The organism is Emergencia sp. (genome assembly GCF_048465375.1).
Lineage (GTDB): Bacteria > Bacillota > Clostridia > Peptostreptococcales > Anaerovoracaceae > Senimuribacter.
Window position 1 is genome coordinate 1 of record NZ_DBFWLQ010000008.1, and the last position, 20,036, is coordinate 20,036.

Consider the following 20,036-nt stretch of genomic DNA (forward strand, 5'->3'; position numbering starts at 1 on the left):
GCCAGGGATGGAATCAGGGAATCTGCAATCTTGCCGTTTGATTCCACGACGACGACGTTGCCGCTGGCTTTTCCCGTATTCTGACTTGCCGCCGTCCCTAGTCCTGTGATCTTGGATGCAGGGATGGACGGCAGATCCGTTATCTCAATATTGGCCGCACCCGTCACACGCCCTTTGCCGTCTACGGTCAGCTTGGTATATGTTCCTGCCGTCAGGCCCGGCATCATCGCCAGAGCCAGGATCAGCGCCACGTTACCGGTGCCGTCGAAGGTGACCGGCTGTGCTGTGCCGTCTCCTGATACCGAGAACTCTCTTCTGTTTCTCAACTTAACCGCCTCATCCGCGATTCCGCCGTCCGGGTTAACCAGCATGGTGCCTGCTGTCGTGCCCACGTATACATTGCCCGTGTCAAGTGCGACGGCAAGTTCTCCTTCGGCCAGCACGAGCTTTTCTACGCCTGCCTGCAGGCCCCTCTTAATTTGTATCTTTGCCATATTATCCTCCTTAATTGTTATTTCCGTCCAATATGATGTTAGGGTGGGCGTTTGGGTCCGTTTCGTGTGCCGCCAGCTCGCCTCCAGTGCTTACAACCCCGTTGGCATTACCATCGGCATTTAAGTTAACGTGCGCCATGGCAGATGCGTTATGTAAAGTAACCGGCGTCTCCTCCCAGCTTCCGCAATCGATATCAGTTAATCCAATCGCGCGCCTGATCTCATCTATCAAGATCGCGAGATGATCCCAGTTATTATTTAATGCTTGCTTGACATTAAACGCCGTCTTGCTAAAATCATCTTTGCTCGGGTCATACTTAAAAAAGTTAAGTGGTGTCCATCCCATCTTGTCCTCCTTCCTACTCAAAAGCAAAGTCACTTAATATGCATGACTGCATCTCGTTAAGCGTCATTGCCTCCACATCTGCAATCATCAAGTATCTTACAAAATATATAATCGGCAGATGTGCCGGTTTTACTTCGTCTAGAGCCAGCTCCAGGCCCGCTCTGTCTGACGGCAAACCAAATTGATCAACAAAAGTAATCTGAATCTTGTTGTTTACAAAGTCCACATCAACTTTTCCGTGCTGCCAGCTGTCAGCGACTGCCTGCAGCATTGCGATATCAATTTTTCCAGATGATTTCCATTTTGCTTCTACGGCCGATCTCCTGCCGTCAATGTCTTGCCCCCATAGTGGCGTTATGCCCGCCTCGTGCTCGTAAAACTCCAGCATCTGCTCGGAGCAGGTGTCAAAGTACATATCAGCAATAATCTGCTGTGCATCCTGATCTGTCCGATCCATCTCTGCAGCAATTGCAGCAATCACATTGTCTACCATGGGATCCACGGCATTTAGCTTATTGATACGTTTTATCACGTCGTCTTTACGCATAACTAAACACCACCGTTCCCAAGATTCCCACGGATCTATCCGGTACTTCGACGTTAGAAATTCCGCTATTGATTTTAAGGTTTTCCACATCTAAAACACCTGCCGTCTCCAGAACGGCGTTGTTGATCTGCGCGTAGGATATGTTGTAGCCGCTGTAAGCAATACTCGCAAGGTAGGACTTAACCGACTGCTTGACCGCAGCCTCTACGTCTGCCTGCTGCGCATTGATAATCAGCTTACCTGTCAGATTTATCTCAAGACCTGTCGCACTAGATACGTAGCAGTGCGCCCCCATCATGGCGGCTCCCTCACCACGCCCGGAAGAGCCAGGATCGATATACTCCTGCACATCAGCCACAAGGTCTGGCGATGCCGGCAGCTTGTCAGTGTTAATAATCACTACGTCAACCGTATTGTCTCCGTGACCCAACGGATGAATCTGCGCATCGCCGACGCCTGGTACCTCAAGTGCCCAATTTCGGTAAGCATATTTATTTGCCCCGCTATCCGGCGTCCTAAGCTTTGCATAATACCTCTGCCTCAAGCTGTCGTCTGACTCAGCGTCATATCCGTCATGTGTCGGCTCCGGATTATTGCAGGAGACGATTCCCGCAAGGGTAACCGGCATCTGCGTGATGGTATTTGCGCCGACCACACCAACATTTCCAGGCTCTATAGCCTCAATGGCCACACTTCCGGCCTCCATAATCTCTGCTGTCTCAGTAGCCCTAAACTGTACGCCATTTTCCGTTTCAAAGAGATCTCCCTGGTTTATGTTTCCGGATCCGATTATCTCCAAAATTCCGACTGCGTAAGTGGCCGCTTTGCGCTCAAGTCCTCTGCGCTGCCTTACGGCCCTCTCCAGCATATCTCCCTCCAGATTATCTACGTCAAAAATTGACCGTATCCCCGCAAGCTCCGCATCCTGGATATCCATCACCTGTCCAACTGCCTCGGATATATCCCATAGTAGATACCCTGGCGTCTTTTCGTAATCTGCGGAGATGTTGTTCCGTATATTTTCACCCCTCGTCGACATCCGTTTCTACCTCCACTTCCATTTGATCCGTCATAACGACAGTAAGGGAGACGTGCATCGTTCCTCCCTCTTTCGTATAGTCAAAATCTTCTATTGATTCTATGGCCCGATTCAGTTCTACTTTTTCTTCAATTTCCCTCTTGATTTCGGACGCTACAAAGGCCGGATCTTTGTAACCGATATAGTTCTCAATATATGTGCCAAATTCCGTGTCATCGTAGACTGCAAATTTGTCCGCTGCGGTTTTGATCAAAAATCCTACCCATTGCCTTACAGCCTCTTCCTGGGTGCACTCTACTATTTTTCCGTCTCTTAGAACGTATCGGTTTTTTTTAAAATCAAAAAGTGGAGTGCGCCCTATCATAGTAGACTGCATCTCCACTTCCATTTCTTCCGCCTCGAAATCATAATCTATTTCAGGAAATATCATTTTAACCTCCTTCCACAACGTCCAGCACCGCTATAGTGTTAAGGTCGTCTATTGGCATTACTATTACTTTTGCGCCCTTTTTCTTTATGTCATTCGATAAACGCAAAAATGTTCTGCTCTGGACGATGTCATCATCGTCTTCTTCATACATCCCCTCTCCTCCTAGCGTTGATATCTTTAACGGATCCACCTGTTCGATGGTGCCAATAGAAACCGATGCATCCTCAATTGCTTTTTCTTTTGCATGTTCTCCTGTGGATTTGATCATCTGAGCCATTTCATGTTCCCAACCCATGTCTACACCTCCATTTCGCATGACATCCAGTGCAGGCCATTGTTAACGGTATGTGTACAGGATTTTACCGTATACCATCCCTTTATCCCAACCTCTGGGCGGTCAAAATACAGCTTTCGGCCGGCTCTGACTAGATTATTGCCCGGCATCTCGGCGGTAAAAGATACTGCAACCTTGTTCAGTTCTTTGAGCTTATTTTTGGCGATGTTGCGTGCCTTGGCCGCCGTCAGTTTGTCTTTGGTCTCTACTACGCTCAAAAGTCCATATTTTTTAATGGATGATGAGCTCTTGGCTGTGGCTTTGATCTTCGCTTTTTTATCTCCACTGCCTGCGACAATCACCTGGTTGCGTAACTCCTCTATGGATCTTGCTCCGGTGATGTTTGCGGCCTTGCTACAGGAGATTTTTTTACCAGTCCGGTCGTAGTAAATTGGTTTGACCTTGATGTAGCCTCGTTTAATAATGTGTAACTTGCCTTTGCGCATCTCTATACGATAACCTTGTCCAGTCTCCTTTTTGACTTTGGTTAGGATATCTTTTAGAATGTCGGATATGACCATATCTTTATATAACTTGCTAATCGATGTAGCCATCTTTGGCAGCTCAGCAATTGGCACGTCATACTTTTTGCAGAGCTGCCGGATGGCTTTATCTGCAGCAATCTTTTTATATTGGATAATCGTCTCAGACTTGTTTAAATACCAGGCAAAGTCGTATCCCTTGTAAGAGTCGCCGTTGATTGGCACCTCGGTAATCACGCCGCGCAAGACTTCTGTTTTATCCCTATATATTATGATGATGTCACCGTTGTATAGCCTGCTCCTAAACTGGCTATCAAAATATGACCTAGCAAAGTCAAAGCTAAATTCTGTACCCAATGAGTCCAGAGAGTCTGACCAAGACAAATTGCCCACTCTTGCGGTTATGTACTTCGCCTTCCCGTTTCGTATCCATTTTACTTTGTAAGCCATTTACTTCACCCGCCTGTATTGTTCAAAATCGAGGTTATAGTAGTAGTCGCCTGCGCGGCTTATCTCCGTTATTTCAAATGATTCCAAAGCCATCAACCGGTTAAATACGTCCTTTCCGTTTTTTCGAGTTATAACAACGCGCATGGGTTTCTTCCGATTGTCCTTAAAAAAACAGACATATGTCATAGGATTAATTTTTGCGTCCGGTTCTCCAAAACTTACTCGTCCTTTCGGAAAAAAACTTGAAATACTTACGCTTGAAAGCGGTTCTGGTCCTATGGTTTTAATCTGACCATATTTTACAGATTCTTTGTTTTCGTTCAGAGATTGCCCGTAGTTAATGTTGATCATGTCCGTGGTCACAAAGGGTAGTACAATAATTTTTTTATTATTGTTAATGCTGATTGTCACTTTCATATCTTGCCCCCTTAAATGTTTCCTTTGGCAGCTTGGACTTTTGCCACAATATATGATCCAATCATCTCCATATATTCCTGGTTTCCAATCATGTTCCCCTGGATGGTAAGGTTAACATTTATGTTGCCTCCACCTCCCAAATTTTTTCCTGCCTTATCAGCAGGTATTATTCTAGTCCCGGATGGGAATACGGCTTCTTCTGCGCGGCCACCCTCTGAGAATCCTGTGCGTCCTCCTGCAAAATATGTAGTACCGAGTGCGTGCCGTGTAGGTTTGCCATCACTTCGCCCGCCATCTTTATGTTCTTCAATAGTAGTAACTTTTACAGTCTTGTTCGTGTCTAAGCCCAGAAAATCTTTAATTTTCCCTACGGTCTTATCCAGCCAGTCAAAGAGGTCTTTAAACGCGCTGATTATTAGCAGTACCGCGTCACGAAGTGCCCCGATCGGACCTTGTACCGCCATGAATCGGTCCTTTAATCTCCCCAGCCATACAACTACCTGTTTCCAGTTTGTGATTAACAAGTAGATAATCGCAATTACAGCACCTATAATCAGCGTCCATCCAATCGTTACCGTGTTCAGCCCAGTAAAAGCGATTTTTAGGACGTTAATAATAATCGTGAATGATTGGATCAGGGTTGCAATGGCGTTTATAATATTAAATGCAGTCAGCGCTATTACTACCGCCATGATTACTGGTTTCAGCCAGGATAGATTGTCCTTTAACCATTTAAAAGCATTTGCAGCTGTACGGATAGCTCCGGATAAAATATCACCAACCTTCTGTGCTAGGGCATCCAGTGTCCCGTCATTCTGCCACTTGGCCAATGTATCTGCGACAGATTGGATCTTACCTTTCAGTATATCCATCGCACTTCCGGCTCTGATTTCTCCATCATTGGTCATTCCGACGATATTCGCCAGGGCATTCTTCGTTACGCCTGTTACTGTGGACCAAAGCCCTTTTAATGTCCGTGATTGTTTTTCCATGCCGCCGGCAAATTTGTCACTCATGAGAGACAGGAGAGCTTTATTAAATTTTTTTTGGTTTACAATTTGCCCTTGGTTATTTACGACCTGTTCATTCTTAAACAGTTTTTCCGCTTTTGCCACAATCATCCGTTTTGTAATACCAAACTCTTTCAATCGTTCTAATTCTCCGGCCTGTGCGTCAATTAGGGCCTCTACCGACTGATCAAACGATTTATTAGTTGCCCCTGCCATGTCGCCAGCATAAGTCAGCCACTTCTTTGCACTCATTCCCATAGATTCAAATTTTGCCGCGCCTTCAACGAGTTCTCCACCTTCAAAAGGTGTCTTATTCGCCAGGTCTATGGCATACCTCATAATATCAGCGGCCTTTTTCGTGTCTTTCGTTGCCGTTTCAAGTTGCGTACGATACCCTTCCAGATCTATTGCCTCTGAAAATCCAACTTTTGTAGCCGCCAATCCCAACGCTCCAAGGGCTACAGCAGAAGCTTTAACGGCTTTTTTGAACTTGTTATTCAGGGTATTGCCAAAGTATTTGATTGATTGATCCGCTAATTTTGATTGTCGCTCAAATTCTTTAGTCCCTCGCTTAGCCACCTGCAGCGGCTTGGAAAATTGATCTTTTAATTTTAATACTACATATGCCTGTTTTGCCACATCAACCACCTGCCATCTTTTCCATTTTTTCTAGTCTCTCATAGTAGATTCTCATAGCCGCCGAATAAAAAAACTTATCCGTTGTGGATAAGCCAAGTAATTCATCTAATGTGTGTCCGCGCAGGAGGTAAAAGCCAATCATGGCAGCTTCACCATCCCGCTCCATTAGTTTTTTATCTCAGTCTCCAAATCCAGTTCATCCAATCCATAAATCGATAAAATTGTCTGGCTGACGCGCTGCAACTCTCCTATGTCGTCATCCATTACGGCAAGCACTATGTCGTATGGTTCCGCGCATCCGTAAGCATCTTGAATTTCTTTATCCTGTAGCAATGGTACTGATTCATATATTAGTTGCTTGCTCAATTCTAAGTCCCCTGCTAATGTGGAATCATCTGCCATATCCATGATTTCACAGACTCTCGTTATTGACAGTTTTTTAATCAACAAGTTTGCATCAATTGCTTTGCAATAATACTCCTTATACTCTTTTTTCTTATCCCTGTTTGCTTGTGCCCTTGCAATCAAAGCCTCTTTCGTGGCTCTTTTTATCTTTTCATTTTCCATATGTTTCTCCTTATGCGATTAAATCTAGCGGTTCAAAGTCCGCAAACTTAAACGGTACTTCCTCTTCGCCTACAGTCTTTAGCTCAAATTTCAGCAACATCAGCTCATCCAGTGTAACTTCCATCAACTGGATTCGTTCTGCTCCAAGTGCCGCAGGATCTTCTACTGATCCCACAATCATTATTTCTGGCATTTTTCCGTTTTTGATATCATCCTTAACCATCCGTAGGACAGAAGAATCGACTTTGTGAAATACCATAGTTCCTTCCCCTTGATACCCCATATATTTCTGATGTTTCCCCATGTCTTCTGCTAGGTCGATTTCTTCATATTCAAAGGTCAGCTTTGCTTCAAAACTTTTTATATTCGCAAATTTATTGCCATTTATAAACACTTTTCCACTTGTTCCGCTGATCACCTGGTTTGCGTTAATTTTTTCTTTACCAAACAGTCCCATTGTTTACCTCCTTAATTCATATATACACTAAATTCCAAATCTTCGATTGCGTCAGAAAATTGGACATTTGCCCTCATGTAGACGTAGGATTTAAACGGTGTCTTTTTTACTGTCTCATCATCCCAGTCAAGCGCCTCTGTAGTCCCCGCATCTGCCCAAGCGTTCCTTTGCTTCTCTATATCAATTGCGGCCAGGTTCGCAAAGTCTGGATTAAGCACGCCACTCATGCCCAGCTGCCTGAAATATGTATTAATTGCTGCCACGAATACTGACTGGTTGTCCAGATTGTTTTTGTATTTTCCAACATACTGGTTCTTAAATGTCTCGATGATATCTTCTTTCATCAAATCCATGCCTTCAATAATCGTGATTTTTTTTAAGTCTTCTTTTTCTGTCGTTGTTGCAGAATTCACCCCTCTGGCCGCCTTTACTGTGCCGTAGTCATTAAATAAGACAAATTCTCCAGCATCAACTGCTTCGCCCGGTTTCTCCGGCTCCTGGACCGATGCAAGGTCAGGAAACGTGTAGTAAGTCGCGCTGCGGTCTAGCGGCAGCGCCGCCAGCATTCCTGTTATGCGGCCTAGATATTTATACCCGTCAACCTCAGCTCCGTCAGAGCGAGTAACTTTTACATTTGTAAAATTTACGATGTGCGTATCATTTGCAGCTTGATTAAACACGACGGCTTTTATTGCAGCTGATCCACCTTTGAGATTCCGTTTTTTTACATACTCAACAATTTCCGTCTGATCGTTATTGACATGCGTAATCCAATTAATTTTAATCAGGTCTAAGTCTTTTTCAATATTAGTCAAAGTTTCCTCTGTTTTTACTCTGGCCACATAAACCTTGCTTGGCCCGTCCAAAAATGTCTCTTTTATAATCTTCAAATTTTCTTCGCTCCAGTCCGTCTCTACGACGTCTGAAATAGACTTATACTCCGTGATTCTGCTTTCTTTTGTGGTATCACTTATTACCAAACAAACGATACCTCTTTCGCTTCGGGTGATTGCAGTATTTGCCTTGGTTAAAAACTCAACCACTATATTTGGTAGTCCCATTCTGTCCTCCTATCTGATCCATATCAGTTCCGACCTCGATATGCTCCATATCATCTCCTGTTTCTGTTACATATTGCCACGTCTCGTAATCAAAACTTATCAAAAGCACGCCGTCAGACTGCTCAAATTCCAGTTCATTTATTGGAATGGTGAAGTGTTCTGCAACTTTTAGCGATCCAAAGAACAACTCACTTAGCTTTTTCTGCATGTCTGCAAATTCGATTCGATAATTATATTCATCAGCCGGAAAATAACATATACGGATCGTCCCGGCTTCGTGTCTTAAATCCTCAGTTCCATCAAACATCGGCAGTGGGTATTCTACGTATAAGCTTCCCGGTTCCACATTTTTTCGAATATCTGTTGACTTTATTTTCAGATCCGGAAGTCCTGCTTTCAATTTCGCATTTACCGCCTTGACTATTTCTTTCGTAGTTATCACTTTTCTAACTCCTTCACGACAAAGTCTGCCAATTCATTTTCAACATGGTCAGTAAAATCAGGTTCGAAACGTCTCATGGCATCTTCCATAATATGTTTTCCCGGTACCCAGCCTCCCTTTCGTCCCCAATACATGCCTCTGTGTCCATTTTCGATAAGATGGGCATGAGGTGCGCTGTTATATACCCTGACGTTATATTCTGCATCCTGCCACTTATATACTTTTTTTCCGGCTTTAAAGCCTTTGAAGTAGTTCCCAGTGACTTTTTTTACTTTCGATTTTGCGAATGCAACCATCTTTTTTCTCAGATCTTTAGCCTCGTTTTTCATAAATTTCTCAGTTTGTTTTGGAAACGCCCGCAACAATCTGTCCATGTTAGCACTTACCTCATTTATCCCTGTATCTGCCATCAGATCACCTCCTGCACGTAAATACTTGTTGTTGGCTTCGTGCGCACCGGCGGAAGAATATAATCAATGTCAAATCGGTGTGAAATTCCCGCGGCATCTTTCCATGTGATATAGCAGTCCACCGTAATATCTTTTACAGCCTCCGCCCTTATCGTAATCACATGTGTTGTTTTAGATAACATCGTATCAGCCGGTCTCCCTGATACTAATGATCCAGTCCTCGGCTGCACGTTCGCCCAAATCCTCTTCATCATAGTCCATTCAGATCCATCCTCGTTCAATTCATTGGTTTTAACCACATTTTTATAGATACCTATTCTTTGGTCTAAAGTCCCTGGATTCATATTTCCCCCTAAACTAAATTATAAGAGTGCATCGATAGGATGCACTCTACTGTTTTGTTCTGGTATGTTTGCTTGTCCACACTGGCCGCTCTGTTCTCGTACATGTCCGCAACGATAGCAAGTATGGCTATCGCCACATCATCGTAATCATCCAGGCACCTATCTCCGCTTTCCGACGTAATTGGCAGCCCTGTATAGGATTCGGCAAATTTTATTGCCGCACTCCTCATAGATTCTAACTCTTTTCCGATAATTTCCTGTTCTGGCCCCATCTCATCGATGCGCAAAAAGTCCCTAATGCAGTCAGTCGTTATTTCGCTTGGCTTCATCCAGTGTCACCGCCTCGCTTTTTTCGTCCTTGATTCCCAGATGAGACTCGACTTGCTCCAGGACTTTCTCGTGCTTTTCTTTTTCGGCAATTGGAATCTTGTTGTCCTTGGCATACTTTATCAGCTGTCTTTTAGACATCTCTTTGATTTCCATCCCAGTGTAGTCCTCGCTAAGATCCTCAATAATCTCAACGTGCCCACATGCGACCAGTTCCTGCATATTATCAGTAAGTTCGACGGTTCTCTCCTCGCCTATTCTCATCGATATCAGCCCCGCAAAGGACTGTAGTGCTTTAAGCCTTACCATTTTAAGCACCTGCCTTCATTTTCAGTGCAGCGATTTTCTGTTCGTCTTCAATTTTTGAGTCGATTTCCAGCCATCCGACGATGCCTACAGCGTGCTGCGTCGCATATTTTTCCCTTAACACCTCAATAGACGGGTCTTCAGATATTTTAAGCGCTAGTCCGCTCATGTCCCCATAGTAGATGGTTGTTTCCCCGGATGCGATCTGTGGCATCTGGTCTGAGCAGTATATATCGCTTCCAAGGAGCGTATATCCCCATCTGGCTGTCACATCCTTGTTTAAGAGGTAGTTTCCGTCAGCGTCTTTCAGCTTCCTGATTGCTTTTCTCGTTTTTCTATTCATGATCCAGATAGATGCACCTCTGTAAAGGTCCGGGATTTCCTCCTGTGTGTCAATGAGCTCGTCTGCAGTGATGGCGGTTGTAGCTTCTGTTGTCACTACCTGCTTTACTCCGGACATCCCTTCAATTTTTCCTTCTGTTCCGATCAGCATTTCTTTCTCTATCCAGCATACAATTGCTTCTGCCATTTTATTGACGATGTAAGAGAGCACATCAAAGTGAGCGTTGTTGATTAATCTCTTTGATACCTTGGTCAGTACCCCTGCCAGAAATCCTTTCAGTTCGATGCTGCTGAATTTTCCAGATGTTGATTCGAGTTCCGTGAATTCATCTGCATACGCCATGGTGATTTTCTGCGTTTCCTCATCGTATTTTGGTATCGACAGGTTTCCTGCGACATTGTATGTATCTGCCAGCTGGAAGATCGGGCTAATGTCCTTAACCTTCTCGATGATTTTGTTGGCGATTGAGGATGGGATTACGGCACCGTTATTTGCAAACGTCAGGTTCGCATCAGCTCGCTCTTCCGAATAGGTTCCACGGATGTACTCTACAAAGGCACGTTCTTCTGCCTCTTCATTTTCCGTTCCTTCTTCTGGTTCATCCTCTTCATCAAGTTCTTCTTCGGCTCTTTTTTCATAAGCATTGATAGTTCTGTCGATTTTCTTGATTTCTTCTTCGTATCCTTCGAACTCGGTCGTTTCCTCTTCGCTTAAAGCTCGTTCTTCTGCTTCGGCGCCGCTGAGCAGCGCATCCATTTTTGACTTTAGTTCAGTTCTTTTTTCTTTTAATTTCTTAACAAACATCCTTGCCCTCCTATAATCTGTTTAACCTGTTTCTGTATTCCGACAAATCCGGCTTTTTCTCCGGTTCAGCCTTTTCATTTACGATAACCTCTTCCATTGATGCCCGGTATTCGGTCATCTCGTCCTCGTCATCTGCCCTGAGCTCGATGCTCGTTGCCTGATAGGCAGGGACTTTGTTTAAGACCAGGCTTATCTCGTCCATATTAAAGTCCTTGATTCTCCTGACAGGCAGTTCTCCATCCGCCCGCTCCTCGAATTCGTCTTTGGGATTCTTGATATTAAAACTCCATCCGCGTAGGTTCCCGGCTTTCGCCTCCTTGATGACGTGCTCGTCAGTGATAACCGTTTCTGCTCGCAGACCTACATTATCCTCTTCAGCAGACAGTGTCTTATCTGCCGTGCTTGCTAGGATCCGGTTTCTGTCATGGTCAAGCAGCAAATCTATCCTTGGTGCACGGTCAATCGCCCTCTGGAACGCTCTCTGCTCGATAACTTCGATAAATTTCCCTCTTGGGCTTCTGATTGGCCGGCTTTCCCTGCCCGGCACATTGACATACCCTGTAATGTGCAGTCCGTCAGCTCTCAATTCCGCTTTCATCTATCTGTTTTCCTCCCTTCTTCAAATCTTCTATACTCGTGCTTTTGTCTGTGTTGATCGCATATACCGTTTTGGTCGTCGGATCATACAGGACATCGGCAAGGTTTAGCTTCACAAATGGCAGACCGATTGGCTCTTCATTTTCTTTCCGCCGTACTTCGTCTACCGTGATAAACCCGGACTCTAGTCCGGTCTTGTATGCCTCATATCTGCTCTTGACATCACCTTTCATCAGTGAGCTCATGTCGTAATCAAAGTACATGTCGTCTTTTTCCGATTCTAACAATAAAAGCCGGTTGATCTGTGCCTTTATGGCATCCAGTACCGGCTTTACTGCACTTTCGTAATATAATCTATTATCGTCATCCGATGCATTGCCATCCATGACCGATGGCGGTATCTGGAAAATACGATAAATCGCTTTCGCATTGGCTTCCTTCATCTCCTTCAGCTGCATTTCAACCGCCGTATTTGATGATTCCTGGAATTTCATGCCGTTGTTCAGCACTACGACATTATCCGAATTGTTCGAGTACAGGCTTCTGAACGCTTCTTTGACTGCGTCAAGCGCATGCTTTTCCAATTTCTTTTCTGATAAAATAAATCCTTTTTTGTTTCCGCCTTTGCTGACCTGGTTGCCTTCGAGCTTCAGTTCTGCATAGCTTACCCATAAGAGTACGTTATTTTCATCAATGAGGGACGTTCCCTTCCATCCGTTTTTCGTGTGTCGGATGATCTTTAAAAACTCATGCGGCATATACCGCCTGCCGTTGCATAACAGCATGTATTTTTTAAAAATCGGATCGGCGTTATGCTGAAATGATATTTTATCCGCCTCCACATAATGGAGCGACTCAATCTCATTAAAGCGCCAATTGATATACGCATACCCGCCCTTGTCCAGAAAGTAGTCCTGTACAAGAGCCTTCCAAAACTGGATGGAGTCCAGTGTATCCCCTGTCTCCGCGTTCAAAAGCTTTGTCCTGTTGTCATTCTGCATTTTTGGTATTCCGCCTACGACTTTGTAAAGCTTAAAGTCTACCGCAGCCACCGATGCAGCGATCTTATCTATACAAGCAACCACCGCAGGTATCTCCAGTGCCTTTTGCTTTTCTATTTTCTCTCCGCTCATAATCGCCCTGATCAGCTGTGACTCATTTTCAAAGCCTTCTTCTGTCTGCGGATTCTGCGCACGTTCTTCTTTTTTCCATGGTAGCTTCATTCTTCCTCCTTTCTAAACAACCTGCACGGTAAAATCTGATCCGTAGAGCTGTTCCTGCTCCCACAGATAGGTTGCATTGATTGTTGCAACGACCATATCCACCTTTCCCGCAGATTTTTTCTTGTTGACGTATTTGTTTTTGTTTGTATCTTCTACGCATCTGGCATTCATGACGTTGTTTTCCAAGAGTTCATTTTCGTCATATACAGCCTTCTTGTTTAAAACCTTCTCTTTCAGTAGTTTCGTAGCGGAGTGGAGTACCGATGAGTGCTGCTTGATGTCAACGCACTCAATTCCAGCCTCTTCAAGTTTTTGTACAGTGCTGATTGCGTTATACCGGTCATACCCGCACTGCATGATCTGCACGCCGTAAACCTCTTCAAGGGATAAGATAAATTGTTCTACAAAGCCGTAGTCGATCGTCTCGTCTCCGCATGCAAAGCAGTACCCTTTTTTGATCATCTTCCAGTAATCAAGCTTTTCCCGGTATGTCTTTAGGTCTATATTTCCTTTTGGGATAAAACCGAAGACCTTGATATATAAAGTGTCGCCATCGCTCGTCACCATGGCAACGGCGGTGTTATCGTCTGACTGTGAGAGGTCCATCCCCAGATATACCTTCCTTCCTTTCCACCACTTTTTTTCATTTTTCCTGACGCAACGTTTGAACTTTTGTATATCGATATATCCTTCGACGCCCAGCGACCTGTATTTTATATTTAGGTGCTTGCATAAAAAGTTTTCTCTCTTGTTCTCATAAAGTATTGCTTCAGTTCGCTTATTTTTTATGCTTTCAAAGACGATCTTGTTGTCTATGGCAACCGGGTTCGCCTGGTAGATGGCATTGTCATTCTTCATCCATGTATCGTCTTTTCTCAAGGTTTCATCAGGCTCAAACAGCAAAGCAAATACTTTCGCATTCTGCAGTCCCTCCAATGTCTTCTTTGCCATGTCGATTTCGTCTTCCAGTGCATTATCATCACTCGGATATTGTGTGGAGATGATCACTCCAAGTTTATTTGCCAGCGTGATCTGTGATGAACGCATTGCCTCTATCGGATAGTTATCCATGGCTCCTGCTTCGTCGGCCAGAAACCCGTTTGCCGTCCTGGCGTCCATACGGTCTTTGCCGTATGCCAGCGGCTTGTATGTGGAATTTGTGACCTTGCACCGGATTTCCGATCGCAGGATTTCAAACGCCTGCTCATATTCGCTATATAGTTCCGGGCTCTCTTTGATAATCTTGTTTATGGCGAGCCACATCTCGCTGGCGATGTCCTTGTCTGGTGCAACGGAAAAAAATCGTCCATATTTTGATCCGGTCAGCATGAGCACGATAAAGATCACCGCCGATGTGAATGTCTTGAAGTTCTTTCTTGCAATTTCCAGCAGGCCGGTTTCGTAGTACCTTACCTCCTGCCCGTTGACATTCTTCGTTTTTGTGCAAAGCGTTGCGACAATAAAGAGATTAGCATAAGGTTCCAGCCCCTCAAGCATCGGCACCTGCAGATCCGGATGAACCATCAGGTCGAGTATCTTATAGATTCTCGTGACTTCTTTTTCGTCTATCCACACATCCTTGACTTTGCCATCGGCAATCTTTAGCCACTGCTTCTCCTGGAGTTTAACGTATTTCCCGACCTTCTTGTTTTTTTTCGGCATGCCCCATTTTGCATATTGATAGGCGACAGTTTCCTGTATTCTCATTCAAGAGCCTCTTCAAGCCTGGATTTCTTCTTTTCTGGTTTCTTCGGTATGCTCCTCATCGCCGCCGCTACGGTCATCAGGCTTTCTTTCTCGATGTCAAACATCATTTTTCGTTTGCCCTGTACCTGCTTGTCAATATCAATAAGGTGTTTTTCCATGGCTGCCAGCGTCTTAAAATATTCCACCATGGCATCTGCATTGGTAAAGTCGTCCTGGTGTTCGATCAGTTCATCTATCCTCTTTGCCGCAGCTTCCCTTTTCAGCTCAAAGTCTTTGCATTCAGCCATCAGGAGGGCGTAGCGGTTGATCGGTCCGGAAAAAATGTCATCATCTTTTCCTATAGATTTCAGCAGCTTCTTGATTCTCAAAAATTCACTGTGTGCTGCCTCGTTTTGCTTAATTTCTGTCCGTTCTTTGAGCATTTTTCCAGTATAAAGCTGCTCTTCTGCCTGCTTTCGCTGGCACAATTCTTCTTTTGTTCTATGACTTTTATTTTCATTAACTAATACTAAATAGGGCTTCGCTGTCGGCATCTTCTCCCTCCTTTCAATTTCAGTTGTGGGAATTTCATATGTGTATGTGGGGGCAATGTGGTCGTGGACGGCCGCCCCCTTTCATAAGCTTTGGGCAGGGGGGATGCTAAAATATAATAATGTCTTCCTTGTTGTTCTTTTTTGCTATGGTTTTTAGTGTTCCAGTATCAATCCGTCCTGCTTCCGCCTCTTCATGATGTATTTTGCAGAGAGTAATCAGGTTGTCCTCATCATCTTTCTTTTCGAATGCGCTTTCCATAGGATCTATATGGTGTACCTCAACAGGATCGCTCGGTCTCCATCTGATAGGACTCCCCAGTCCATGCAGGCAGGCTTGACATATATGCTTGTCTCTCTCCCTTATTCTCTCTGATAACCTGCGCCACTGCATCGTACTTCTGAACCGGTCCGCTTCTGACCTATTCTTCTTCCTGTTCTGTCCGATGTCTTTCTTTGGTTTTAGTTGGCATACATAACCTTTCGGATGTATCCGTCCACAATAACTGCAGCTCTTTTTCATATTGATTCCTTTATAGCAAAAGAGACGCCGTGAACTGACGTCTCCCTTGCTGTGGATATACTATTGTCGGAGTTTTATCTCTTAACTCCTATATACAATATAACATAATAAAAGCGGACATAAGCGGACATCTTTACAATGTCCGTAAAAATTCCCGCACCATCCTCCTTGCATAATCAGGTGCGATGAAGTTGGTTGCCCCAACCTCTTCCCATTTCATGTGATCCAAAAACCTGCAGCGCATGACTTCTCTGAGTTTCGGATCTTCTATTCCTTGCACGAATTGTTCAATCTCTACAGCTGCCGACTCCAGTTCCTGTATATTTTTTTCCACCTCGTCTCTCAATAAACCGATCATGACTGGTCTGGTAAATTCCTCTGCCGGTATTCCTTCAATCCGTACAGGTATCCCTTTGCCCGACTTATAATCTCTCACGGTATCTCCGACTGCACCCTCATAAGGTTTCTCTTCTAGATGCCGTAAACGCTTTCGCTGACTTTCAATCTCGTGTTTTAACCAGAAGTGTTTATTTAACTCTTGCCTTGTCATCCGCTTTCCTTTCCCAGCAGAAAGAAGCCTATAGGTATAGGCTCTGCTGTTCCTCTCCATAGTTCGTTTTATAATATTCTCTATCGGTTACAATCTTTTCTCCGGGCCATTTCTTAAACCTGCGCGGCTCTTCCATGGCGACCATGATGTATTCCACATGTTCAAGTTTTGTGACCGGATGTTCGTACCTGCGGCAGTAATCCTGGTCTATGTAATATCCCTTAATCGGTTGTGGGTCGTCAAAGAGTTCTGACTCATCTACGTACTTCCTGGTTACAATCGGTGTCACCAGGTTGGCACTGCATGAATATCTGCGCTTAAACGAGCTTTCGTCAGAGCGGAAACTTGCCGTTGTTTCTTTGATCAGATATTCTGCCAGTTTAGCGTAGTTTCCGCTGGCATCAAGTGCTGCGAATTTTACATACCCTTTTTTCCAAATTTTTTCTATGGCTTCGGCATTGATATTGTTAATGACTAGGTGGTGATGGATTCTCGCATGTTGGTATTCTGTCACAGCGATATATTTTAAATCGATCCCCTGTCTTTTCATTTCCCTGCGTAATGCTTTGATGAAAGCAGCACGATCTTTCTTTGCCTGCTTTTGTGTGGGTGCAATTTTGTATGTGAGGACAATATGTAAATCTCCATACCCAAAATTTGCATTGATTTTTCGCATGAGTTTTTTAGCTGCATAACGGTCATTATTTTTCTGTACCTGCTCAGATGTGATATTCATCTTAGGTGCTCTTTTTCTTTTATGATTTCCAGAGCACACTTTTACTGTCATATCGATTGTTTTCCCTGCTATGCATCTTTCTCTTACTACTTTCATTTTTGTCCCTCTTAATAATACTCTTACCAAGCATACAAGGGAGGCTCTCGCTCCCTACGCTCAGCTTTGCCGCCGATAGCTATGCCTGGGACTGCTTGTCCCAGGCTTGTTTCTTCCTATATATAATGTAGGCTAGATGATTTCTTCCAGTGCCTCATAAAGCCTTGCTGCTTCTTCACGGGTCATTGTGACTCCTTTTCCCGGTGTCGTATGGTCCTTATTCCAGGTTCTTAAATCATATTTTTCTGGATTGCCGTTCCAGGCCACTTTGTTTAATTCAAGATCCCATTTGCCTTCTTTGATTACTGCGATGTGTCTTGTGATTTCAAACTCTAATTTTTTATCTGCCATCTCTGTTATCTCCCTTCCTATTTCTGCCTCCGATGCCCTCTGCGGTGCTCTGCGCCCATGACCTTGGCAGCAGATTGCCGGTTGTAGCTTATTGCTTCACTGCTCCTCTCTGATTGGATTTGTTCGCGTTCTTGGTTATGTATTATAAGATACTCAAGGTATCGCTTGCAGCTGCTATGGCAGTGGAGCCTGCGGTCATGGCAGTCTTTACATGGTGCTGTTGTCATTTCTTTTCTCCTTCCCACGGTTCCATCTATGTTTTTTCTTCTCCCATTCCGGCGGAGTCGCCAATATGGTATGGCTCTGTTAATGGCTGCATTTTAACCAGTTTGAGAGCATATTCTAATCCTTTGATTTCAAGGTTATAAAGCATCATATTTTCTTTTTGACGAGCTATTTCTGTTTCGATAAGTTTTATCAGTTTCTTTTCATCTATCATTTAATTCCCTCCTCAAAGCTCTTTGCAGCATTGTCATAGTCTATCATTTCTATGTCTCTGCTCATTGTCTGTACTGCCATTCGGTTAATTTCTGTCATGCTCCTTCCAAGTCGAAGGCCTTGTGGCATTACCTTAGAGTTTCTGATGACCATAAATAAGGCCAGTTTATATTTTTCTTCTGACTCTTCTAGTTCCGCAAGGCGGTTTGCTATCATTTTATAGTGCCGTCTGCACTGTGGTTTCCTCTGGTCACAGCTGCCGCAGTCCGGATCCAATGGTTTTATATATGCGGTGCCGTCTTTCAGTCTTCTGGTTAATCTAATATTCATCATTTTTTACCTCCTAAATGTTAGTGGCTTATGTATAGAGGCAGATTGTTTCGTCTCTGGCTGTATCAACATCTTTCACCTCTCACATTCCGCGGTGCTTCCCTGGCTGACTGATACGGTGCATTTGTTCTCGAGTAATTCGCATATATCGCACAGCTTCATTCTTTCCGGTAATACAAGTGTGTCGTATTGGTTTAGCGTCATGATTTCAAGCTTCGCATGTTTGATATTTTCTTTTAATCCCTCAATTATCTGGTCTATGTCGTAGCTACAGTCATTACGTCTGCTTTCCCACTGGGTTATACGTTTTTCGTATTGTTCAATTTCGTTTTCGATTTTTTTAATCTCTGCATCCGCATCTATCAGTCTCATATTGCCTCCTCTTATGGCGAGCTTATTAAATCCGCGGCGACCCCACCTGGCGGCCGCGGCTTGCCTTATGGGCTAATACTTAAACAGAGTTTGCGGTCATGGCAGGGTATTGGTGGGCCTGCTGCGCGCCGTCTGTTGGTGGCTTATATATAGAGGTAGATTGTCTTGTCTCTATCCGTGTCAAGATCTTCAATCTCTGCGCTGTAGCTGTGCACGTTCTCTCCTCGATTGTTTACATCCACTTCATCGCATGCGCCTAACTCTTCAGTGGATAAAAGGACGTTTATTTTTACTTCGGCACCTGCTGGCATATCGCCTAAAAGTTTCATCAATTCATAATTTTTCATTCCTCTATCCTTTCTATCAGCTTTTCCATGACCACTCTTAGCGCATGTCGGAGTTTGGTTGCCTTCTCTTGGTCGTCTGCCTCTATATCTATAATTGAGGTAAGGCAGGCGTTAAAGTCCTGCTGGAGCTGCTCACTCTTAACCTTAAAGATTGCAAGCTCCGTGTTGCTTCCGGCCAGCTTTTGGAGACGGTCGATTTCTTTTGCTGCCTGCTGATTGCTTTCTTTTAGCTGTCTGGTTGCTTCTTCATATTTGGCTTTTGCTATATCCTCTGCTTTCTTCATGGCTTCGGCTGCAATTTCATCTTTCTCCTTATTTGTTGTTTCTTTCAGCTTATTTAACTTCTCTTTTTCTTTTTCTAATTTATCTTTCGTCGTCTGGAGCTCTTTCTCCTTTTTTTCTAACACTTCCGGGCTGATTCCCTGTCTATTTTTCAAGCTTGTTTCCAGCTCCTTGACACGTTTATGGAGAGCAATTTCTGCTGCCGTACTCTCCTCTTCGGACTTTTGAATCATGTCTTCCAGGTTGGCATTCTTCTCTTTCAGTTTTTGGATTTCTGTCTGCAGGTCCTTTACGGTCATATCTGGCAGATCGGGATTCTGTATGGCTTCTTCAGCCACTTCCTCAGGGGCGGCTAAGAGCGCCCAAACCTTTGAAATTCCAATATCCGCAAATATTTGCGGATTTGAGAAGAGGCTGTTCTCGTCTTCAACTTTTTCGGCCAGCTTCATCATGTTATTTGCTTTGCGTAGGCTAAAATTCAGATTGTCTTTTGCCCATCTCTCCCACGCACCATGATCTAATCTGTTCTTGATAACAGTCAGTCTCCTTCCGGCCTGGGCGGCCATCATCATGCCGATATTGCTTATCGATTCCATCTGACTCCATAAAATGTTGGCCTCGCCTGCCAGCTGTTCGATGGTCTTATCTTTCAGGTTCTCAATTTCCCTGTATTCTACGTCTATTATCTGTTCCATTTTTTCCTCC

General features: G+C 44.2%; 32 protein-coding genes. All 32 read right to left on the reverse strand.

Annotated elements, in window-relative coordinates; translation table 11 throughout:
- Window positions 1-494: hypothetical protein (locus tag ACMQ5W_RS06145; RefSeq protein WP_419024256.1), on the reverse strand; the 494-nt coding region annotated here is incomplete at its 3' end.
- Window positions 495-504: 10 nt separating this feature from the next.
- A complete protein-coding gene (locus ACMQ5W_RS06150; protein WP_419024258.1) occupies window positions 505-840 on the reverse strand; it encodes a hypothetical protein in 336 nt (111 codons plus the stop codon).
- 13 nt (window positions 841-853) lie between these two features.
- Complete coding sequence (locus ACMQ5W_RS06155; protein WP_419024260.1) at window positions 854-1,387, reverse strand: putative phage tail protein; 534 nt, start codon at window positions 1,385-1,387, stop codon at window positions 854-856.
- Window positions 1,380-2,426 carry a baseplate J/gp47 family protein gene (locus ACMQ5W_RS06160; RefSeq protein ID WP_419024262.1) on the reverse strand — a complete coding sequence of 349 codons (1,047 nt, stop codon included), beginning with the start codon at window positions 2,424-2,426 and terminating at the stop codon, window positions 1,380-1,382. The genes ACMQ5W_RS06155 and ACMQ5W_RS06160 overlap by 8 nt, the downstream gene beginning before the upstream one ends.
- Window positions 2,410-2,856, reverse strand: coding sequence for a DUF2634 domain-containing protein (locus ACMQ5W_RS06165; RefSeq protein WP_419024264.1), 447 nt, complete (start codon window positions 2,854-2,856; stop codon window positions 2,410-2,412). The genes ACMQ5W_RS06160 and ACMQ5W_RS06165 overlap by 17 nt, the downstream gene beginning before the upstream one ends.
- A gap of 1 nt (window position 2,857) precedes the next feature.
- Window positions 2,858-3,151, reverse strand: a complete 294-nt coding sequence (locus ACMQ5W_RS06170; RefSeq protein ID WP_419024266.1) for a hypothetical protein — start codon at window positions 3,149-3,151, stop codon at window positions 2,858-2,860.
- Between the two features lie 2 nt (window positions 3,152-3,153).
- On the reverse strand, window positions 3,154-4,122 hold the full coding sequence (locus ACMQ5W_RS06175) for an XkdQ/YqbQ family protein (protein ID WP_419024268.1): 969 nt from the start codon (window positions 4,120-4,122) through the stop codon (window positions 3,154-3,156).
- A complete protein-coding gene (locus ACMQ5W_RS06180; protein WP_419024270.1) occupies window positions 4,123-4,539 on the reverse strand; it encodes a hypothetical protein in 417 nt (138 codons plus the stop codon).
- Window positions 4,540-4,550: 11 nt separating this feature from the next.
- Window positions 4,551-6,188 carry a hypothetical protein gene (locus ACMQ5W_RS06185; protein ID WP_419024272.1) on the reverse strand — a complete coding sequence of 546 codons (1,638 nt, stop codon included), beginning with the start codon at window positions 6,186-6,188 and terminating at the stop codon, window positions 4,551-4,553.
- Window position 6,189: 1 nt separating this feature from the next.
- Entirely contained in the window at window positions 6,190-6,354 is a 165-nt protein-coding gene (locus tag ACMQ5W_RS06190; RefSeq protein ID WP_419024274.1) for a hypothetical protein, read from the reverse strand.
- Window positions 6,354-6,755 (reverse strand): hypothetical protein, encoded by a 402-nt coding sequence (locus tag ACMQ5W_RS06195; protein WP_419024276.1) that lies wholly within the window; start codon window positions 6,753-6,755, stop codon window positions 6,354-6,356. Before ACMQ5W_RS06195 ends, ACMQ5W_RS06190 begins: the two co-directional genes overlap by 1 nt.
- 10 nt (window positions 6,756-6,765) lie before the next feature.
- Window positions 6,766-7,212 (reverse strand): phage tail tube protein, encoded by a 447-nt coding sequence (locus ACMQ5W_RS06200; RefSeq protein WP_419024278.1) that lies wholly within the window; start codon window positions 7,210-7,212, stop codon window positions 6,766-6,768.
- Between the two features lie 11 nt (window positions 7,213-7,223).
- Window positions 7,224-8,273, reverse strand: coding sequence for a phage tail sheath C-terminal domain-containing protein (locus ACMQ5W_RS06205; RefSeq protein ID WP_419024280.1), 1,050 nt, complete (start codon window positions 8,271-8,273; stop codon window positions 7,224-7,226).
- Window positions 8,248-8,715 (reverse strand): phage tail terminator family protein, encoded by a 468-nt coding sequence (locus ACMQ5W_RS06210; RefSeq protein WP_419024282.1) that lies wholly within the window; start codon window positions 8,713-8,715, stop codon window positions 8,248-8,250. Before ACMQ5W_RS06210 ends, ACMQ5W_RS06205 begins: the two co-directional genes overlap by 26 nt.
- Window positions 8,712-9,125 carry an HK97 gp10 family phage protein gene (locus ACMQ5W_RS06215; protein ID WP_419024284.1) on the reverse strand — a complete coding sequence of 138 codons (414 nt, stop codon included), beginning with the start codon at window positions 9,123-9,125 and terminating at the stop codon, window positions 8,712-8,714. Before ACMQ5W_RS06215 ends, ACMQ5W_RS06210 begins: the two co-directional genes overlap by 4 nt.
- Window positions 9,125-9,469 (reverse strand): head-tail adaptor protein, encoded by a 345-nt coding sequence (locus ACMQ5W_RS06220; protein WP_419024286.1) that lies wholly within the window; start codon window positions 9,467-9,469, stop codon window positions 9,125-9,127. Before ACMQ5W_RS06220 ends, ACMQ5W_RS06215 begins: the two co-directional genes overlap by 1 nt.
- Window positions 9,470-9,477: 8 nt before the next feature.
- Entirely contained in the window at window positions 9,478-9,798 is a 321-nt protein-coding gene (locus ACMQ5W_RS06225) for a head-tail connector protein (RefSeq protein ID WP_419024288.1), read from the reverse strand.
- On the reverse strand, window positions 9,773-10,060 hold the full coding sequence (locus tag ACMQ5W_RS06230) for a hypothetical protein (RefSeq protein WP_419024290.1): 288 nt from the start codon (window positions 10,058-10,060) through the stop codon (window positions 9,773-9,775). Before ACMQ5W_RS06230 ends, ACMQ5W_RS06225 begins: the two co-directional genes overlap by 26 nt.
- A 46-nt stretch (window positions 10,061-10,106) precedes the next feature.
- Window positions 10,107-11,249 (reverse strand): phage major capsid protein, encoded by a 1,143-nt coding sequence (locus tag ACMQ5W_RS06235; protein WP_419024292.1) that lies wholly within the window; start codon window positions 11,247-11,249, stop codon window positions 10,107-10,109.
- A gap of 10 nt (window positions 11,250-11,259) precedes the next feature.
- Window positions 11,260-11,847: an HK97 family phage prohead protease gene (locus tag ACMQ5W_RS06240; RefSeq protein ID WP_419024294.1), complete on the reverse strand. Its 588-nt coding sequence runs from the start codon at window positions 11,845-11,847 to the stop codon at window positions 11,260-11,262.
- Window positions 11,825-13,069 carry a phage portal protein gene (locus ACMQ5W_RS06245; RefSeq protein ID WP_419024296.1) on the reverse strand — a complete coding sequence of 415 codons (1,245 nt, stop codon included), beginning with the start codon at window positions 13,067-13,069 and terminating at the stop codon, window positions 11,825-11,827. The genes ACMQ5W_RS06240 and ACMQ5W_RS06245 overlap by 23 nt, the downstream gene beginning before the upstream one ends.
- 12 nt (window positions 13,070-13,081) lie before the next feature.
- The gene (locus ACMQ5W_RS06250; protein ID WP_419024298.1) at window positions 13,082-14,776 is read right to left on the reverse strand and encodes a terminase TerL endonuclease subunit; all 1,695 of its coding nucleotides are present in this window, start codon (window positions 14,774-14,776) and stop codon (window positions 13,082-13,084) included.
- Window positions 14,773-15,309, reverse strand: coding sequence for a hypothetical protein (locus ACMQ5W_RS06255; RefSeq protein WP_419024300.1), 537 nt, complete (start codon window positions 15,307-15,309; stop codon window positions 14,773-14,775). The genes ACMQ5W_RS06250 and ACMQ5W_RS06255 overlap by 4 nt, the downstream gene beginning before the upstream one ends.
- Before the next feature lie 106 nt (window positions 15,310-15,415).
- On the reverse strand, window positions 15,416-15,829 hold the full coding sequence (locus ACMQ5W_RS06260; protein WP_419024302.1) for an HNH endonuclease: 414 nt from the start codon (window positions 15,827-15,829) through the stop codon (window positions 15,416-15,418).
- Between the two features lie 133 nt (window positions 15,830-15,962).
- On the reverse strand, window positions 15,963-16,379 hold the full coding sequence (locus ACMQ5W_RS06265; RefSeq protein ID WP_419024304.1) for a hypothetical protein: 417 nt from the start codon (window positions 16,377-16,379) through the stop codon (window positions 15,963-15,965).
- A 28-nt stretch (window positions 16,380-16,407) separates the two neighbouring features.
- Window positions 16,408-17,211, reverse strand: coding sequence for a rolling circle replication-associated protein (locus ACMQ5W_RS06270; RefSeq protein ID WP_419024306.1), 804 nt, complete (start codon window positions 17,209-17,211; stop codon window positions 16,408-16,410).
- Between the two features lie 132 nt (window positions 17,212-17,343).
- Window positions 17,344-17,562 (reverse strand): YdbC family protein, encoded by a 219-nt coding sequence (locus ACMQ5W_RS06275; RefSeq protein WP_419024308.1) that lies wholly within the window; start codon window positions 17,560-17,562, stop codon window positions 17,344-17,346.
- 253 nt (window positions 17,563-17,815) lie between these two features.
- Window positions 17,816-18,001: a hypothetical protein gene (locus ACMQ5W_RS06280; RefSeq protein ID WP_419024310.1), complete on the reverse strand. Its 186-nt coding sequence runs from the start codon at window positions 17,999-18,001 to the stop codon at window positions 17,816-17,818.
- Window positions 17,998-18,333, reverse strand: a complete 336-nt coding sequence (locus ACMQ5W_RS06285; RefSeq protein WP_419024312.1) for a hypothetical protein — start codon at window positions 18,331-18,333, stop codon at window positions 17,998-18,000. Before ACMQ5W_RS06285 ends, ACMQ5W_RS06280 begins: the two co-directional genes overlap by 4 nt.
- 72 nt (window positions 18,334-18,405) lie before the next feature.
- Window positions 18,406-18,702, reverse strand: coding sequence for a hypothetical protein (locus ACMQ5W_RS06290; protein WP_419024314.1), 297 nt, complete (start codon window positions 18,700-18,702; stop codon window positions 18,406-18,408).
- 143 nt (window positions 18,703-18,845) lie between these two features.
- Window positions 18,846-19,049, reverse strand: a complete 204-nt coding sequence (locus ACMQ5W_RS06295; RefSeq protein ID WP_419024316.1) for a hypothetical protein — start codon at window positions 19,047-19,049, stop codon at window positions 18,846-18,848.
- Window positions 19,046-20,026 (reverse strand): DUF3102 domain-containing protein, encoded by a 981-nt coding sequence (locus ACMQ5W_RS06300; RefSeq protein ID WP_419024318.1) that lies wholly within the window; start codon window positions 20,024-20,026, stop codon window positions 19,046-19,048. Before ACMQ5W_RS06300 ends, ACMQ5W_RS06295 begins: the two co-directional genes overlap by 4 nt.
- Between the last annotated feature and the right edge of the window lie 10 nt (window positions 20,027-20,036).